This window comes from Paenibacillus sp. AGC31, from assembly GCF_057334655.1.
The window spans coordinates 22217-38777 of sequence record NZ_JBHFJH010000038.1 but is presented as its reverse complement, the minus strand read 5'-3'; the positions used below and the strand labels follow the sequence as shown (position 1 = coordinate 38777).

Sequence of the window (16561 nt, the reverse complement as noted above, 5' to 3'; positions counted from 1 at the left end):
TTGTTTTCACCCCGAAATCTTCAAGTTCTTACTTGATCCGTATACGTGGATCTACAATTCCCAGAATTATGTCAGACAGCAATGCCCCGAGAATGGAAGCTACGCCATACAACAATACGAGTGCAGTCACAACGCTGAAATCACGCAATGAGATGGAACTCAGGAACAACTGCCCCATACCTGGATAACTGAATATACTTTCGATAAAAACCGTACCTCCGATAAGCCCTGTAATCTCATATCCGAAGAACGCGGCGATAGGTAATAGTGAGTTCCTCAAGATATGCCTGTTGTAGATCCGGGATTCCGAGGCGCCTTTGGCTCTGGCAGTAATAACGAATTCCTTATGCTTGATATCAATGATTTCACTACGCAAATATTGAACAGTAGATACCGTTGTAATCAGTGCCATGGATAGTGCCGGCAATAATAGATGATAGAACTTACTCATTATGTAGCTGAATGTGCCTGGTGTAAGTCCCGGCGCAACGCTACCTCCTGTCGGGAACCAGCCGAAGTGGAATCCGAAGATCCATACCATCACTAGTGCGAAGATGAACAATGGTGCGGCAAACCCCAGATAGGTGTATCCCGTGATCAACCGATCAGACCAGGTATCGTTGTAACGACCACTGATGATACCCAGTGGAATAGCGATCAGGTATGTCAGTACAAGTGTCGCCAGTGCGAGCCAGAATGTGTTTGCTACACGCTGACCGATCAAGTCGGTAACCGGCATTTTGAAACGGAAGGATTGCCCAAAATCACCTTGGACGGCGTTTTTGATCCAGTCCCAATATTGCACGTACCAGGGATTATTCAATCCCAGTCTCTCTCGCTGGGCTTCCAATGCTTTGGGATCAACGCTTGGATCAAGCAATCCGGTTAGCGCGTCGCCCGGCATGGCCTTGGCCATCAGAAAGACCAAAAGACTAAGTAAAAAGATCTGAGGAATCATTATGATAATTCTGCGTACTATCGTTTTCCACATATGGCCTTCAACCTTTCTGAGGTAGAGCTACTCGGTGAGTATCGGAAATGGATTTGAGCGAGTATGCAAGCCCTTCCTCATCAAAGAAATTTCGGTATGAATGTTCATACTCGGATTTGACCTGTTGACGGAAGGCTACCATTTCCTCTCGTTTGGTTGGGTCCATATCCGGAATGGCTGCAATAAGACGTTTGGTATAGATGTGTTGCGGATTCTCAAAAATATCATTTGTTGTGCCCTGTTCCACATATCGACCTTTATACATAATTCCAATCTGATCACACATATGACGAATGATGCCCAGATCGTGACTGATGAACAGATAGGTCAGATTCAGTTCTTTTTGAATTTCCTGCATGAAGTTGAGTACCTGAGCCTGTACCGATACATCGAGTGCAGATACAGGTTCATCCGCGATAATTAGCTTCGGCTTCAGTGCAATAGCCCGTGCAATGCCGATCCGTTGGCGCTGCCCCCCTGAGAATTCATGCGGATATTTGTAGATTGATTCCGGACTTAGACCAACCCTTTCAAGTAATTCTCTTACTTGTCTTTTTTCCTCGGTAGCGGTCAGACGCTCATAGTTACGGAAAGGCTCAGCAATAATATCGATAACCCGCTTTTTTGGATTCAATGATGAATATGGGTCTTGAAAAATCATTTGTACATCCCGCTGGAGCTGCCTGTTCTTACGTCGCTCCGTAGCCAAATTTTTTCCATTAAACAGAATCTTTCCGTCAGTGACATGGTTTAGCCCAATAATGGCTCTGCCTGTTGTTGTCTTACCTGAACCTGATTCGCCAACCAGACCATAGGTCTGTCCTTCTTCAATGGAGAAGCTAACATCATCAACAGCCTTTACACTGCCAATTTCCCGTTTAAGCAATCCACCGCGAATCGGAAAGTGTATCTTGAGCCCTTCTACTTCGAGTAATGCCATTATGTTATTCCTCCTCAGCTTTGGTCAGGGAAATGAAAGTGCTGGTAACAGGTACACCGTACAAAGTGACCTGGTGCAATTTCATGCATCTGTGGGTTCTCTTCATGAGCCGAATCACTAATCCATGGAATTCGGGCTTTGAATCTGCACCCTTTGCGAGGAAGGTTTTTGAGTGATGGTACGATGCCTTGGATGACATGTAATTTGGATCTTTCTTCAGACAGGGTGGGAATAGAGTTCAACAGTGAGCGGGTATATGGATGCTTCGCATCGTTCATCAATGTGAAGATATCTGCGATTTCAACAATTTCGCCTGCATACATTACTGCAACGCGATCAGCCATCTCAGCTACGACACCCAGATCATGTGTAATCAGAATAATGCCTGCGTTAATTTCATTCTTCAGATCACGGATCAGCTCCAGGATCTGTAGTTGAATCGTAACGTCAAGCGCCGTCGTTGGTTCATCGGCTATGAGTAGTTCCGGTTTGTTGGCAATCGCAATGGCGATAACAATTCTCTGTCTCATACCACCAGATAGTTCGTGGGGATACTGCTTGTATATTTGTTCGGGACGTGGAATCCCTACCTGATTCAATAAGTGAATGACCTTTTCTCTCTTCTCTCTGGAAGACAGCTTGGACTGATGAAGTGTGAGAATCTCTTCAATCTGTTCACCAATAATCATTAGAGGATTTAGTGCGGACAATGGGTCCTGAAAAATCATGCCCATTTCTTTGCCTCGTAGCTTGTTTAACTTGCTTGGGGAGATATTGGCAATATCTTGTCCTTTATAGAGAATCTGGCCTTCAATTTTTGCTTTGTTATGCAAACCCATAAGAGAGAATGCAAAAGCACTTTTACCTGACCCGGATTCACCTACTATCGCCAACACTTCATTTTTCTTCACCGTAAGGTTAACGTGATCCACTGCTGCATAATAGTCATCTTCAATTCTGAATGATGTTGTTAGATTTCTGACTTCCAATAGCTCTGTATTCAAATCAATCACCCTAACCCCATAATTTCCGTAGATTGTATTCGTGTGTAGAGAAATGCATCCACTGTATATTTCCAAGTTCTTGAAGATAACGAACAATAGCTTATACAAAATACCAAATTGTTAGGAGAAACAAGTTTAAGAGACTCATATTTAGACCATTGGTCAATTAATGTTGATAATTCCTAGCGGAATTATATATCAAAATAATTAATGTAATCATACGTGTAATTTTAGCTAACGTCAATGCTTATTTTGAGATTTTTGGTATAAATGTTTTTTATAATACAGATTTGGATATTAGTAATACTATAAAGGTATATATCAGAGAATTTGAATGGTATTATTTTGTTTTTTGGCTGTGAGGTGCACATAGGCAATTAGCCAAAATAACATATACATAACATAGTAGTTACATCTAGTGTATGTGTATGCTTTGACTTTAGTAGACATTCTTAATTTGGCGTGAGGTAAATGTTACATATATAAGTGATGATTATAACTCGATCTATAGCTGAATTTTATTTAATCGGAGCCGATATACTACAATCGAAATAATATATGCGATCAAAGTAAGAAATCTAGTTAATCTAGTATAGTTTTATTTATTTGCTAATGTAAAGACCAAATTGTCATCTTTTATCATTTATTTTACAAAAGAAAGAAAAAAGCCCTGCAAAATGCAGAACTTATCTAATATTTATTCATTTAATTGTATATAAAACAACCTTTTACGGAGAATCAGGAGGTCTTTTACCACGTTTTAACTCATTAATACTCAAGCCAAAATCCATCTGCAAGTGAGGATAGTCTGGAAAGTTTGCCCAATCTCCACCCCAAGTGAAACCTAACTCTTTGGCAAGCTCCACAACTTCCATCCAGTCTGACTTGCCATTGCCGTTATCATCACGTTCCATATCCCACACCACATCACCGTCAGGCGTACTCAGTGCAAAATCAATTGCTAATCCGTAGTTATGATATGACTCACCACCACGCGCATTAGTAACGATATTACCTGCACTTGAGCGTCCTTGGTTGAATAGTGCATCTTGCTCCTCGGAACTTCGGTAGCCGTGGGTGATAACAATCACTATTCCACGTCTCGCTGCCTTACGTACCAATAATTCCTCATTCTCTGCTACCACAGGATGTAGGCCGGTGATTGGCATAGCTTCTTGAATTGTTGTCCCGGGCCACCTGTTATCTATATCACCTTTTTGCTGTAACCATACATATATAATGGAAAGTAAAAGAGTAGCTATAATCCAGGTTTTTAGACTGCTCTTTTTTCTCTGTTTGCCTTTACGTTTTGATGTATTCATATCCACTCCTGGTGTTTATTCTGAAATAAACAGCTATTCCTGCTGCCTGAACCTTTTCAGTAGATTAGACTCTATTATAATTCATTTGAGCCTTGAATGCTTCTATCACCACAGTTGAATTCTTCCATTTGTTAGAGTGGATCTGTTATTTCTATTACTTCTATTCATATATACAAAAAAGCAGCCGGCTATAAGCCGACTGCTTCGTATGCAAGCTGAGTAAAGACTACTCAGTTGTGTATGGCAATAATGCGATTTGACGGGAGCGTTTGATTGCAATCGTCAGCATGCGTTGATATTTAGCGCTAGTACCTGTTACACGGCGTGGCAAAATTTTTCCACGTTCGCTGATAAATTTACGAAGCAAGTCCGTATCTTTATAATCGATGTGAGTAATTTTGTTAGCTGTGAAGAAGCACACTTTACGACGTTTATTACGGCCGCCACGACGTGCCGGTCTTTTATCGTTGTCTCCGCCTTCTCTTTGCTTGAAGCCCATGCTTTTCAGTCCTTTCCTATCATGTAACCCATATCTCCTAAGAGTATCAGTTCATGTTAAAATGGCAAATCATCATCCGATATATCAATCGGTTTTCCGTCATCGGAAAAAGGATCCTGATTGTTGCTACGCGAATTATTGTTATTGTTCGCGCGTCCGCCGCCTCCATAAGAAGGCTCTTCACGCATTGGTTGCCCACCGCCGCCACCGCTATTATCACGGTTAGCTGACTCCAAGAAACGGACATTATCGGCAATGACTTCGGTCACGTATACACGTTTTCCTTCGTTATTCTCGTAGTTCCGTACTTGAATGCGTCCTTCGACTGCAGCCAGGCGTCCTTTGCGCAAGTAGTTCGCACAGGTCTCGGCAAGCTGTCTCCAGGTTACGACCGGAATGAAATCGGCTTCCTTTTCTCCCCCTTGGCTTGTAAACGGTCTGTCCACTGCCAAAGTAAATTGCGTAACTGCTACTCCTGCTGGAGTGTAACGCAACTCAGGATCCCGGGTTAACCGTCCGATCAGAATGACACGGTTCAACAATGTAATCCCCTCCTTCAGAGCGTATTGGTGCGTTAATCACGAGTAGTCTTAAGCAGACTTAACGTCGTTGGTAATGAGATAACGAATTACTTCGTCAGAAATCTTCATGAGACGCTCAAGTTCAGTTACAACTGCTGGTTCAGCAGTGAAATGTACCAGAACATAAAAACCATCACGGAATTTCTTGATCTCATACGCAAGACGGCGTTTACCCATAACGTCGTGAGCTGTAACTTCACCACCGCCGTTGGAGATGATGCCTTGGAATTTATCGACTGTAGCTTGAACAACTTCTTGCTCAATGTCAGGACGAATAATGTACATCACTTCATATTTGCGCATAATTTTCACCTCCTTATGGACTCTGGCCCTCAATCTAGGTTGAGAGCAAGGAACGAGCACAAACTCGAACTATATTAATATAACAAATACCGGGCCAAAGTGCAAGCAAACGTTCCCTGTACATATTGGCACATGATCAGCCTGGCTATGGAGCACACTACAGAAGCAACAAAGTAACATAATCTGCAGAGGAGGTTTTATCATGGGTGAAAAAACCGAGTTTGAACCAGGAGACAAAGCACCAAACGATGGAGAGTACACGGAAGTTGGGGAGAAAAGCTTTGTCACGGAAATTCAGAATCCAAAGCGGGTAACACTGAAAAAAGGTGAAGATTTTCCCGAAACAAGCAATCATAATCGCAAGTGGAAGAAGCTGACCAAGGCCCGCGTCCATTAATCGCAATACTTTTTTGACGATCCATGTATATAAAACGGAATAAAGCACATAATACAATCAGGCGGTGCACGAGAGAGGTGTGGTTCCGTTGGACAACGAAGCCGATCATTCGCTGTTGGAGATTCATCACGTAATTTAAGAAGCAAGTGGTTATGTGTAGTAAGGCCCTTCGTCTGAAGCACGCGTATTGCTACGTGCAGTACACCAAGTTTCTGATTGTTACGACCGATTGTTTCCTAACAAACAAATGCACCGCCGGATAAAGAGCCCTTCGGGGCTCTTTGTTTTTCGTTCGAGTCATTAATGATGCATCTGATATGGATACACGTTTCAATACATATTCAATAAAACGTTATACAAAAAAAGACTTTCCTAATGGAAAGTCTTCTTATCGATCTTTTTATTAAACTCAATGTGTATTGAGTAAGTTACAATTGAAGTGGCGGAAAGGGTGGGATTCGAACCCACGCACGCTGTGACACGCCTAACTGATTTCGAGTCAGCCCCCTTGGGCCTCTTGGGTACCTTTCCGCAGCAATATTGATTATAGCATGATCATTTACAGAACGCAACACTCATACGGAGCCTGCATGTAAACGTTATTACGCATACTGCATACCGAATTATTGCAAGCTCAGGATTCAGTGGAGTCTTCGGCTGAACGCAGTACCTTCTTCATGTTTTTCTCGAATTTCGCTCTTGGAATCAACACGCTGTGTTTACATCCGACACACTTGATCCGAATATCCATACCCATACGAATGATCTCCATCTCATTGCTGCCACAGGGATGCTGCTTCTTCATCTGCACGATATCCCCAAGCTGGAAACTTTTACGCTCCACCTGTGCCATCCCCCTCATCTTTCTCCAAAGCTATTGCCTGTTCCAATATGGCTTGATTGCTCATCTCATGATACTCCAGCGTTTTCTTCACATCGCCCTGAATCTGACGTTCCACCGAAGCACGAGAGTTAGGCATACATTCAGCCACAATTCGCACCACATACTCAGATGTAGACATCGACTGTATACCGAGCACATCCGGCACCTTCACAATATTTAGGTCACGCTCTTCAATCCCAACCAAAGACTTTTTCACCAGATGTACTGACTCATCGAGACTTAAGTCCGCCTTCATCGGAATATCCACTACAGCCAGCGAATTCGACATGGAGTAGTTCGTTACACTTGCAATCGCCCCGTTTGGGATAATGTGCACCTCACCTTGCCAGCTGACCAGTTTGGTAGTTCTAAGTCCAATCACTTCAACCGTTCCCTTGTAGGTTCCCGTCTGAATAACATCCCCCACAGCAAACTGGTCCTCCAATATGATGAAGAAACCGGTAATCACATCCTTGACCAGACCCTGTGCACCAAAACCAATGGCAAGCCCGAGCACACCAGCACTCGCGAGTAGCGGTCCAACTTGGATATTGATCTCAGATAACAGTAGCAGAATCATAATAAAATTACATGTTATGGAGGTCGCATTTTTCAACAGTTCCCCTACGGTTACGAACCTGCGCGGATTCACGCGAATCTTGCCTTCCTGCTTGCGTTCCATGGAACGATCTATAATTCGATATACCACCTTAATGACAATACGGGTGATGATAAAAATAATGATGATCCGGATTGAGCTGAACATAATGTTAAGCCACATATCAGGATCTGCAATTTTGTTCCATACTTTATCCGTCCATCGAAGGGCTTCACCGACGGCCGCTACCGCACCGCCGCCATCATTCCCTTGAGCAAACTGAAATGACAACATTCATCATCCCTCCTCTACATCGGTATGTTATCATAGCTGTCTTCTGTTTTGAAATAGAGGCCTCGGATCTCTACAAACTCATTACGAATGATCTTCTGCACTCGCTCCAGATCCTCTTTTGGAAACTGAATACATAGCGCACACCCTGCTGTAATTTCTTTTGGTGTAGGGAACAAATCAATCTCTATCTCAGCAAACTCCAGCAGCATTTCAGCACGCAGTGCCTGCTGGGTTGAATCAAATGCAATCAGCATCCAATCGTTAATCCATTCGTCCATATCCGGCTCCTTTCGCCATACGTCCAGCTCTAGAGAAAAAGCTTGTCCTCGTGAAGTATAAAACGCTCTACCTTTCCATATACTGTTACTACTATTCCAAGGGAAAGGATAGATCCTATGAATCCTACTTCGCGTTCCTTTTCATCACAAGACATGACCAGTTTGAAAATCCCCCATACCGATCCAGGTATTCACTCGGCCATTACCCATCGTTTAATGTTCCATCTCTATAAAGCCCATTCTCTGCAAAATGTAGTGATTGTCTGTATCGGCACAGATCGCTCAACAGGCGACTGCCTTGGTCCTCTGGTCGGATCAGCCCTTTCCAAGTGGGACAGCCCTTTATTCCATCTATATGGTACCTTGGATGAACCAGTCCATGCGATGAACCTGCAAGATACACTCCACAACATACAGAAAACACACCATAACCCTTATGTGATTGGCATTGACGCCTGTCTCGGACAATCATCCAGTGTGGGATGCATTCAAGTTGTGAATGGTCCACTCAAGCCGGGTGCGGGGGTAAATAAAGAATTACCGCCGGTCGGCGATATCCATCTGACAGGTATCGTTAACGTCGGCGGCTTTATGGAATACTTTGTTCTACAGAACACACGGCTCAGTCTCGTTATGCGCATGTCCGAGATTATATCCAGCAGTCTGTACTCGGCCATTCGGGAATGGCATACACGTTCTACTCTGCTTGCTGTGCCAGAGTAATAGCTTCCTTTTCCTCTGGGGACAGAGTATACGTGGACTCTCCCCCTTTAAGAGGTTTGGCATATACGTAAGAACCGTCACGGTTATATATCCCCGTAAGGATCATGCCATCCTGGCTATCATTAATCATGGCCATTGAGAAACTCAGATCACTGCCACGCTCTCCATATGCATTGTACCTTTTCACGCCAACTTTACCTTGAATGCGGGTCAGCTTTTGCATGACAACTTGCAGCTGATTCGTTTGCAGTTTGTGTTCATCCTCAATGCTGTCCATCTGAAGTTTCAGATTAATCAGCAATGATTCCAGGTCCTCTACTCCACTGCCAGCCATCATGGCTTCATATTTACGTTTAAACTTTCGTAACTTTGCCCCTTGAACAATACTCACAATCAGCAAGATCACCGTAAGTAATGCCATTCCGCCAATAATCCATAACAGCTGTTCCAGAATCAGCTCGTTTAATTCAGCCATGTAATTGCAACTACCCCTCTATATTTTTGATCAGATTAACGTCTGTCCTGTAATACTATCATTTATTATAAATCAACCCGGTATCCATAAGCTTAATCAAGCAACCCTGTATCAAATGAGTTCATCATTTCAACTCTAATCTAGTCTGCTCCAGTCAATTCCAACACTGCCTTAACGAGTGCTTCCACATGTTCTCTAGTTGAATTGTATCCCACACTGGCCCTTACTGCTCCGGTAGCGGTTGTACCAGCAGATTCGTGTGCAAGGGGTGTGCAATGAAAACCGGAGCGAACCGCAATCCCATAATTCCGATCTAAACGGAAGGCGAGTTGTGCTGAATCATACCCATCTACAGTAAAAGATACTAATCCAGTGCGCGGCTGTCCAATCTCTGGACCAAGCATTCGTATACCCTTAACGGATGACAGCCCATCCATTATATGTTGGGTCAGTTCCCACTCATGTTGGTAGATGAAAGCGGGTGTCATCTCAAGTACATGTTTCACACCCGCATTCAGCCCTGCGATCCCGACTGTATTCGGCGTCCCCGCTTCATACCGATCAGGACGCACCTTTGGCTGCTCCAGAGCTTCTGACTGACTTCCTGTTCCTCCATGAAGTAAAGGCTCTATATCGAGCTCTGGAGCAATGTACAAGCCCCCTGTACCCTGAGGACCAAGCAGTCCCTTATGCCCTGGAAAAGCCAACATATCAATGCCCAATTGTTGTACATTCACAGGCATAACCCCAGCACTCTGAGCTGCATCTACCAATAAGATCGCCTGATGTTTACGACATAGGAGCGAAATTTCTCCAATAGGAAGAATACTGCCAAGCAGATTCGAACTATGTGTACATACCACCAATCTGGTATTGGAACGAAACATACGTTCCATTTGCATCAGATCAATGGCTCCCGAAGCATCAACAGGTACATAATCAATCTCCACATTTCGGAGTCTGCGCATATACTCTAGTGGTCGTCTGACTGAGTTATGTTCAGCCATGGTGGCAATCACATGGTCGCCCTCTCTGAGCGAGCCTTGAATAGCTAGATTTAGCGCTTCAGTCGTATTTGATCCGAATGCAATATCATTCGCATTTTTGATTCCAAAGATATTGGATATGGATTTCCTCGCCTCGAACAACACACGACTTGCCTGAACAGCCATACGGTGACTTCCTCTGCCAGGATTAGCTCCGGCAATCTCCAATGCACTCAACATCGCATCACCGACAGCAGGTGGTTTGGGCCAAGATGTTGCTGCATGATCTAGATAGATAACTCCCTCCACCTCACAACCACCTCTGTCCCATAAATTAATAATTCCCCTGCACATATTGCACGTATAACCCTATAAACAAAGAATGACATATCGTATCTCCATGGTACAGAGGCGATATGTCATGACATGAGTAAGCCCCGCATGTTGTTAATGAATCATAGACCCGACTGTTATTGTAACAATTCCAATAGCCGTTCCAGATCCTGTTGACTGTAGTAGTTGAGCTCAATTTTACCTTTATCTTTATTGTGCTTGATTTTCACTGTTGTTTTGAAACGTTCACGCAGAGATTCTTCTAACGTATCAATGAATGGATCTTTCTTTTTCAACTTCGATTTGGCTTTAGCCTCACCTGTTTTGGAGCGATCCAGTTGTTGAACAGCTTCCTCCAACTCACGTACACTCCATTGCTGATCAATGGTTTGTTTGGCAAGTTGCTTCACCATAACCTCGTCTTTCACACCCACGATCGCACGTGCATGTCCCATAGATAATGTTCCACGTGAAACATGGTCTTTTACTTCTTCCGGCAACGATAACAGACGCAAGAAGTTAGCAATGTGAGAACGTGATTTACCTACTTTTACAGACAACTCTTCCTGAGTCAATGCGAATTGATCCATTAACCCCTGATAAGCAACTGCAACTTCCATGGCGTTCAGATTCTCCCGTTGCAGGTTTTCGATCAACGCAATCTCCATTACCTGCTGATCACTAAAGTTGCGGACTACAGCCGGTACCGTGGCATTACCACAATATTGCGAAGCTCTGAACCGTCGTTCTCCGGCAATAATCTCATAACCTCGTAATACAGGACGAACAATAATGGGTTGTATGACACCATGCTGACGAATGGACTCAGCCAGTTCATGTATTGCGCCCTCATCAAATACCTTACGTGGTTGATAGGGGTTAGCCCGCAGTTGACTAATCGGGATTTCTACGACTTTATCATCGTCATTAATTGAAAGCGAAGGAATGAGGGCATCAAGACCTTTTCCAAGCCGCTTACTCATAAGAAATCACTTCCTTTGCGAGCTCTAAATACACTTCCGCCCCTCTTGAACGAGGGTCATACGTGATAATGGATTGACCATGAGATGGTGCTTCACTAAGCCGTACATTACGCGGAATAATTGTTTGATATACTTTTTGTTGAAAATACTTTTTCACTTCTTCAATAACCTGAATCCCCAGATTGGTCCGTGCATCAAACATCGTCAACAATACCCCTTCAATCTGCAGGGATGTATTCAGATGTTTCTGTACCAGACGAACCGTATTGAGCAACTGACTTAATCCTTCAAGTGCATAATACTCACACTGAATCGGAATGATCACCGAATCGGAAGCAGTCAACGAATTAATCGTTAACATACCAAGGGATGGTGGACAATCGATCAGTATGTAATCATAGTTTTTCTTCACCATGGCGAGTGATTTTTTCAGGCGAACTTCCCGTGATATCGTGGACACCAATTCGATCTCGGCTCCGGCAAGCTGAATCGTTGCAGGTATGATATGAAGGCCTTCAATCTGAGTCTCCACAATCGCTTCTTGAGGAGGAACCTCATTAATAATGACATCATATATACAATTAGCCACATCTGCTTTATTGATTCCGACTCCGCTGGTTGTATTCCCCTGAGGGTCAATATCGACAAGCAATACTCTTTTCCCGAGTGAAGCCAGTCCTGCACCCAAGTTAACAGATGTCGTCGTTTTCCCCACACCGCCCTTTTGATTTGCTACGGCCATAATCTTAGACAATTACTTCACCTCAAATAAAATAGGAGTCTTTTCTGTAGGTTGTGAGATATTGTTAACAAAAAGCAGGCGGCTATCGTCCACACAAACAACAACTACCGTTCCATCAATATACCGACCGTTCTTTATAAATGTCAGACCTAACTTGCTTTATAGACATAAAAAGCGGCCCATTGCCGCCATAAGCTTCAATTATTTGCGTTTTGGAATATGGATAACGATCTCATAATGATCCTCATGGTCTGCTTCTTTTGTTTTGATGTCCAGACCTGAACCAGTTACCATATCAATGGATTGGCGAATTGTATTAAGTGCAAGTCTTACGTCCTTGGTAAAGGAAACACGTCTAGATTTCTTAATCTTGGAAGATTCCTTGTAAAAGGCAACACGTGCCTCTGTCTGTTTCACATTTAATTCTTTTTCGATAATCTCACCGAGCAACTTCATCTGCAGTTCTTCCGTATCCAGAGAAAGTAATGCCCTTGCATGCCGTTCAGAAATTTTGCGTTCCATCAATGCGGCCTTAATGCCTTCCGGGAGCTGTAACAACCGAATTTTGTTCGCGATGGTTGACTGGCTTTTGCCGAGTCGTTGTGCCAGACTTTCCTGTGTCAATTGATGCAAGTCGATCAGCTTCTGATAAGCGACAGCTTCCTCAATGGAAGTCAATCCTTCACGCTGCAAGTTCTCAATCAGTGCAATGGATGCGGCCTGAGAGTCGTTGAATTCACGCACAATAGCCGGAATCGTATCCAAACCCAATTTTCGAACTGCACGCCAGCGACGTTCCCCGGCAATAATCTCATATGATCCATTTCGCACGCGAACGACAATAGGCTGAATTACACCATGTGTTTTGATCGTCTGCAACAACTCATCAATTTTATCATCATCAAAAATAGTACGGGGTTGATATGGGCTGCTCACAATTTCATTAACCGGAATCTGTTTGATCTCATCTCCGTTATTGCGCTCCGCCAAACCAAACAACTTCGAAAATTGTTCTTTCATTCCGCAGATTACCACCTAGTTTCGTAATAGCTCCCACAGTCTTTGCAGGTGCTTCTTATTCAATAAGCGACCTTTAACATGCATCGTTCTTGGAATAAGTTTTGCCTTTCATAACGCTTCCTGTCATGCAACATTGAACGCATATCCATCTATCTATACATATAATCTATGATCGCTGTGACCCAGGATCGGATACTTCTATTCTATCATCTTTTCTATCATAATCCTATGCTTACCTATTCTTTAAACTCTGCTAATTTTCCTGCTTTTTCTTTGTGAATATTGGAAATATGACGACTTACACACATTCAAATAATGAAATTGTTCATGAGCTAATATGCGTGAGATTCATCATTACAGGTTCTTGAAGAGATATGTAATACGGAGTATCTGTAATGTTGATCCAGTCCTCCATTTCAGAAAACAAAAAAAAGAGGAATGTTTCACGTGAAACATCCTCTTTATCCATGTCTAAAATTCTATTCTGTTTTGACTGACTTCGTAAACATCACGCAACTATATCAGCGGAGTCTTCATTGGAGTACCTGGTTTGCGCGGATACTTATATGGTGTCTTATCAAATTTCTGAATCAGAATGATGTGACGCTCTGATTCTTCAACCGGCAGCTGGAAAGGATGAACGGCCTTAACCCGTCCTTTCAGCTGATTGAAGCTGAACTCCGCTTCCTTCATTTCATCACGTGGGTCTCCGCCCTTCATGGCAGCGAACATTCCACCTTTGCGAACAAAAGGAAGGCAGAATTCATTCAGCACAGCCAGCTTGGCTACTGCACGCGCCGTAACGAGATCGTAGCTATCACGATACCCTTCTTTGCGTCCAATCTCTTCAGCACGTCCATGGACCAATTCCACATCAGTCAGGCCAAGGATATCTACCACATGCTGTAGAAAGCCAATACGTTTATTCAATGAATCAATGATCGTAAGCTTAATATGCGGGAAACAGATTTTCAGTGGCAATCCCGGAAAACCCGCTCCTGATCCAATGTCAGCAAGCTTAATCACTTTGGTCATGTCAGTATAAAAAGCCAGCGATACCGAATCATAGAAATGCTTGGTATACACTTGCTCCCGATCCGTTATGCCCGTCAGATTCATCTTTTCATTCCAGGATACCAGCTCCTGATAATACAGTTCGAATTGCTCCAACTGGAGTTCGTCCAGCTCTAATCCATGTTTCTTTAAGCGCCGCTGCAGTTGCTGTTGAATATCGTCCATTATTGTCCCCTTGCTGCGGTTACACGGTTATAATGCTCCAAGTAGACCAGCAGAATGGAGATGTCGGCAGGAGTAACTCCAGCAATACGAGAAGCCTGACCAATCGAGATTGGACGAATCGTAGCGAGCTTCTGCTTGGCTTCCATGGCAAGACCATGAATCTCATCATATACGATAGTGTCCGGAATTTTCTTTTTCTCCATCTTTTGTAAACGTTCCACGTGGATCAATTGTTTCTCAATATAACCCGCATATTTAATTTGTATTTCCACTTGTTCTTTCATATCTGCTGTCAGTTCTACCTCAGATGGTGAGAGCTGTTCAATCAGTTCATACCCCAGCTCCGGGCGACGCAGCAAGGTAAGCAACGTACTGCCATCCTGAATAGGTGTAGATCCGTACTCTTCCAGCTTGGCATTCACTTCAACCGGGCGAGCTTTAGCCACTTTCAGACGTGCAACTTCCTGCTCGACTTTCGCCTTTTTATCCAGGAATTTTGCATAACGCTCTTCAGGGATCAGGCCAATATCATGTCCGATTTCCGTCAAACGCATATCTGCATTATCATGGCGAAGCAACAGACGATACTCAGCGCGTGAAGTCAACAGACGATATGGTTCATTTGTACCCTTTGTCACCAGATCATCAATCAGCACGCCAATATAACCTTGGGAACGATCCAGTATTACCGGCTCTCTCCCCTGTACTTTGAGTGCAGCGTTGATTCCAGCCATAACACCTTGTCCTGCTGCTTCTTCATAACCGGAGGTACCATTAATCTGACCCGCCGTAAACAGACCTGGTAGACGTTTAGTTTCCAGTGAAGGCCACAATTGTGTAGGCACCATCGCATCGTATTCAATCGCATAACCATTACGCATCATTTCCACTTTTTCCATACCTGGAATTGAACGCAACATAGCCAGTTGTACATCTTCTGGCATACTCGTAGACAACCCCTGTACGTAATACTCGGATGTGTTCTTGCCTTCCGGCTCAAGGAATATCTGATGTTTCGGCTTGTCGCTGAAACGAACAATTTTATCTTCAATGGAAGGGCAATAACGTGGTCCGGTTCCTTCAATAAGCCCCGAGAACATCGGAGCACGATGCAGATTATCATTAATAATCTGATGTGTATCCACAGATGTATACGTCAACCAGCAAGGCAACTGCTCATTATCGGAAGATTCTGTTTCATAGGAAAAGAACTTCGGCTTGTCATCGCCAGGCTGAATTTCGGTTTTGCTAAAATCAATCGTATCCTTATGCACACGTGGTGGTGTACCCGTTTTGAAACGAACCAGATCAAAGCCCAGTTCACGCAGATTCTCTGACAATTTAAGAGAGGGTTGTTGATTGTTCGGTCCACTCTCATACATCAACTCGCCCATAATCACTTTGCCGCGCAAGTATGTGCCTGTTGTCAGAACGACCGCTTTAGCCCGATACTCTGTTCCGGTCTGAGTCACAACGCCTACACATTTTCCATCTTCAACGATCAGTCGATCAACCATACCCTGACGCATTGTCAGATTACGTTCATTCTCCATCGTTTCCTTCATTTTATGCTGGTAGGAGAATTTATCTGCCTGAGCGCGAAGCGCGTGAACAGCAGGCCCTTTACCCGTGTTAAGCATCCGCATCTGAATAAAGGTTTTATCGATATTTCGTCCCATTTCTCCACCAAGTGCATCAATCTCGCGCACAACATGTCCTTTGGCCGGTCCCCCAATAGATGGGTTACAAGGCATAAAGGCCACCATGTCCAGATTGATCGTAATCATTAGTGTTTTGGACCCCATACGAGCTGCGGCCAGCGCGGATTCCACACCAGCATGCCCTGCACCAACGACGATTACATCATAACTACCGCCATCAAAAGCCATTCCCGTTTACCTCCTTATTCCGCTGCATTTGGTGTAACTCACGCAGACGGATCATGTTCTAAAATAATGAAACTACTTCTA

The 16561-nt window shown here is 43.7% G+C and carries 19 protein-coding genes and 1 tRNA gene; 2 read left to right on the top strand and 18 right to left on the bottom strand.

Annotated elements, in window-relative coordinates:
- Window positions 1–28: 28 nt before the first annotated feature.
- The 7 genes from opp4B to rpsF form a co-directional block, all read right to left on the bottom strand.
- Window positions 29–991, bottom strand: a complete 963-nt coding sequence (gene opp4B / locus ACE04G_RS23780) for an oligopeptide ABC transporter permease (RefSeq protein WP_221820232.1) — start codon at window positions 989–991, stop codon at window positions 29–31.
- Between the two features lie 7 nt (window positions 992–998).
- On the bottom strand, window positions 999–1931 hold the full coding sequence (locus ACE04G_RS23775; protein ID WP_260632670.1) for an ABC transporter ATP-binding protein: 933 nt from the start codon (window positions 1929–1931) through the stop codon (window positions 999–1001).
- Between the two features lie 14 nt (window positions 1932–1945).
- A complete protein-coding gene (locus ACE04G_RS23770; RefSeq protein WP_339180906.1) occupies window positions 1946–2935 on the bottom strand; it encodes an ABC transporter ATP-binding protein in 990 nt (329 codons plus the stop codon).
- Window positions 2936–3663: 728 nt separating this feature from the next.
- Entirely contained in the window at window positions 3664–4257 is a 594-nt protein-coding gene (locus tag ACE04G_RS23765) for a M15 family metallopeptidase (RefSeq protein WP_339180908.1), read from the bottom strand.
- 226 nt (window positions 4258–4483) lie between these two features.
- Window positions 4484–4756 carry a 30S ribosomal protein S18 gene (gene rpsR / locus ACE04G_RS23760; RefSeq protein ID WP_017691433.1) on the bottom strand — a complete coding sequence of 91 codons (273 nt, stop codon included), beginning with the start codon at window positions 4754–4756 and terminating at the stop codon, window positions 4484–4486.
- Window positions 4757–4812: 56 nt separating this feature from the next.
- Window positions 4813–5298 (bottom strand): single-stranded DNA-binding protein, encoded by a 486-nt coding sequence (gene ssb / locus ACE04G_RS23755; RefSeq protein ID WP_017691432.1) that lies wholly within the window; start codon window positions 5296–5298, stop codon window positions 4813–4815.
- A gap of 48 nt (window positions 5299–5346) precedes the next feature.
- Window positions 5347–5640, bottom strand: coding sequence for a 30S ribosomal protein S6 (gene rpsF / locus ACE04G_RS23750; protein WP_036611944.1), 294 nt, complete (start codon window positions 5638–5640; stop codon window positions 5347–5349).
- A gap of 202 nt (window positions 5641–5842) precedes the next feature.
- Between rpsF and ACE04G_RS23745 the strand changes: the two genes are divergently transcribed.
- Window positions 5843–6037 (top strand): YjzC family protein, encoded by a 195-nt coding sequence (locus ACE04G_RS23745; protein ID WP_221820238.1) that lies wholly within the window; start codon window positions 5843–5845, stop codon window positions 6035–6037.
- Window positions 6038–6477: 440 nt separating this feature from the next.
- On the opposite strand, the gene ACE04G_RS23740 is transcribed toward ACE04G_RS23745, so the two are convergent.
- The 4 genes from ACE04G_RS23740 to ACE04G_RS23725 all read right to left on the bottom strand — a co-directional run bounded on the left by ACE04G_RS23740 (window position 6478) and on the right by ACE04G_RS23725 (window position 8090).
- Window positions 6478–6568 (bottom strand) — tRNA-Ser (locus ACE04G_RS23740).
- 103 nt (window positions 6569–6671) lie between these two features.
- Window positions 6672–6881 (bottom strand): DUF951 domain-containing protein, encoded by a 210-nt coding sequence (locus ACE04G_RS23735; protein ID WP_036611950.1) that lies wholly within the window; start codon window positions 6879–6881, stop codon window positions 6672–6674.
- Window positions 6871–7812 carry a mechanosensitive ion channel family protein gene (locus ACE04G_RS23730; protein WP_221820241.1) on the bottom strand — a complete coding sequence of 314 codons (942 nt, stop codon included), beginning with the start codon at window positions 7810–7812 and terminating at the stop codon, window positions 6871–6873. Before ACE04G_RS23730 ends, ACE04G_RS23735 begins: the two co-directional genes overlap by 11 nt.
- Before the next feature lie 14 nt (window positions 7813–7826).
- Window positions 7827–8090 carry a putative Se/S carrier protein gene (locus ACE04G_RS23725; RefSeq protein WP_017691427.1) on the bottom strand — a complete coding sequence of 88 codons (264 nt, stop codon included), beginning with the start codon at window positions 8088–8090 and terminating at the stop codon, window positions 7827–7829.
- A 117-nt stretch (window positions 8091–8207) separates the two neighbouring features.
- On the opposite strand from ACE04G_RS23725, the gene yyaC reads away from it, so the two are divergent.
- Window positions 8208–8813, top strand: coding sequence for a spore protease YyaC (yyaC, locus tag ACE04G_RS23720; RefSeq protein WP_036611957.1), 606 nt, complete (start codon window positions 8208–8210; stop codon window positions 8811–8813).
- Here the strand turns inward: yyaC and ACE04G_RS23715 are convergent.
- From ACE04G_RS23715 to mnmG, 7 genes are all read right to left on the bottom strand, one after another.
- Window positions 8788–9288, bottom strand: coding sequence for a DUF4446 family protein (locus tag ACE04G_RS23715; protein WP_047841029.1), 501 nt, complete (start codon window positions 9286–9288; stop codon window positions 8788–8790). The genes yyaC and ACE04G_RS23715 overlap by 26 nt on opposite strands.
- A gap of 140 nt (window positions 9289–9428) precedes the next feature.
- Window positions 9429–10583 (bottom strand): aminotransferase class V-fold PLP-dependent enzyme, encoded by a 1155-nt coding sequence (locus tag ACE04G_RS23710; RefSeq protein ID WP_339306319.1) that lies wholly within the window; start codon window positions 10581–10583, stop codon window positions 9429–9431.
- A gap of 161 nt (window positions 10584–10744) precedes the next feature.
- Complete coding sequence (locus ACE04G_RS23705; protein WP_062836525.1) at window positions 10745–11590, bottom strand: ParB/RepB/Spo0J family partition protein; 846 nt, start codon at window positions 11588–11590, stop codon at window positions 10745–10747.
- The gene (locus ACE04G_RS23700; protein ID WP_024629525.1) at window positions 11583–12344 is read right to left on the bottom strand and encodes a ParA family protein; all 762 of its coding nucleotides are present in this window, start codon (window positions 12342–12344) and stop codon (window positions 11583–11585) included. Before ACE04G_RS23700 ends, ACE04G_RS23705 begins: the two co-directional genes overlap by 8 nt.
- A gap of 189 nt (window positions 12345–12533) precedes the next feature.
- Window positions 12534–13352, bottom strand: a complete 819-nt coding sequence (gene noc, locus ACE04G_RS23695) for a nucleoid occlusion protein (protein ID WP_091012196.1) — start codon at window positions 13350–13352, stop codon at window positions 12534–12536.
- 516 nt (window positions 13353–13868) lie between these two features.
- The gene (gene rsmG, locus ACE04G_RS23690; protein WP_449004965.1) at window positions 13869–14591 is read right to left on the bottom strand and encodes a 16S rRNA (guanine(527)-N(7))-methyltransferase RsmG; all 723 of its coding nucleotides are present in this window, start codon (window positions 14589–14591) and stop codon (window positions 13869–13871) included.
- A complete protein-coding gene (gene mnmG / locus ACE04G_RS23685) occupies window positions 14591–16480 on the bottom strand; it encodes a tRNA uridine-5-carboxymethylaminomethyl(34) synthesis enzyme MnmG (protein ID WP_449004966.1) in 1890 nt (629 codons plus the stop codon). The genes rsmG and mnmG overlap by 1 nt, the downstream gene beginning before the upstream one ends.
- Window positions 16481–16561 lie beyond the last annotated feature (81 nt).

Excerpts from the sequence above, each read along its gene's own strand:
- opp4B (WP_221820232.1), bottom strand. The coding sequence starts at position 991 with ATGTGGAAAACGATAGTACGCAGAATTATCATAATGATTCCTCAGATC.
- ACE04G_RS23775 (WP_260632670.1), bottom strand. The coding sequence starts at position 1,931 with ATGGCATTACTCGAAGTAGAAGGGCTCAAGATACACTTTCCGATTCGC.
- ACE04G_RS23765 (WP_339180908.1), bottom strand. The coding sequence starts at position 4,257 with ATGAATACATCAAAACGTAAAGGCAAACAGAGAAAAAAGAGCAGTCTA.
- rpsR (WP_017691433.1), bottom strand. The coding sequence starts at position 4,756 with ATGGGCTTCAAGCAAAGAGAAGGCGGAGACAACGATAAAAGACCGGCA.
- rpsF (WP_036611944.1), bottom strand. The coding sequence starts at position 5,640 with ATGCGCAAATATGAAGTGATGTACATTATTCGTCCTGACATTGAGCAA.
- ACE04G_RS23745 (WP_221820238.1), top strand. The coding sequence starts at position 5,843 with ATGGGTGAAAAAACCGAGTTTGAACCAGGAGACAAAGCACCAAACGAT.
- ACE04G_RS23730 (WP_221820241.1), bottom strand. The coding sequence starts at position 7,812 with ATGTTGTCATTTCAGTTTGCTCAAGGGAATGATGGCGGCGGTGCGGTA.
- ACE04G_RS23725 (WP_017691427.1), bottom strand. The coding sequence starts at position 8,090 with ATGGACGAATGGATTAACGATTGGATGCTGATTGCATTTGATTCAACC.
- yyaC (WP_036611957.1), top strand. The coding sequence starts at position 8,208 with ATGAATCCTACTTCGCGTTCCTTTTCATCACAAGACATGACCAGTTTG.
- ACE04G_RS23715 (WP_047841029.1), bottom strand. The coding sequence starts at position 9,288 with ATGGCTGAATTAAACGAGCTGATTCTGGAACAGCTGTTATGGATTATT.
- ACE04G_RS23705 (WP_062836525.1), bottom strand. The coding sequence starts at position 11,590 with ATGAGTAAGCGGCTTGGAAAAGGTCTTGATGCCCTCATTCCTTCGCTT.
- noc (WP_091012196.1), bottom strand. The coding sequence starts at position 13,352 with ATGAAAGAACAATTTTCGAAGTTGTTTGGTTTGGCGGAGCGCAATAAC.
- rsmG (WP_449004965.1), bottom strand. The coding sequence starts at position 14,591 with ATGGACGATATTCAACAGCAACTGCAGCGGCGCTTAAAGAAACATGGA.
- mnmG (WP_449004966.1), bottom strand. The coding sequence starts at position 16,480 with ATGGCTTTTGATGGCGGTAGTTATGATGTAATCGTCGTTGGTGCAGGG.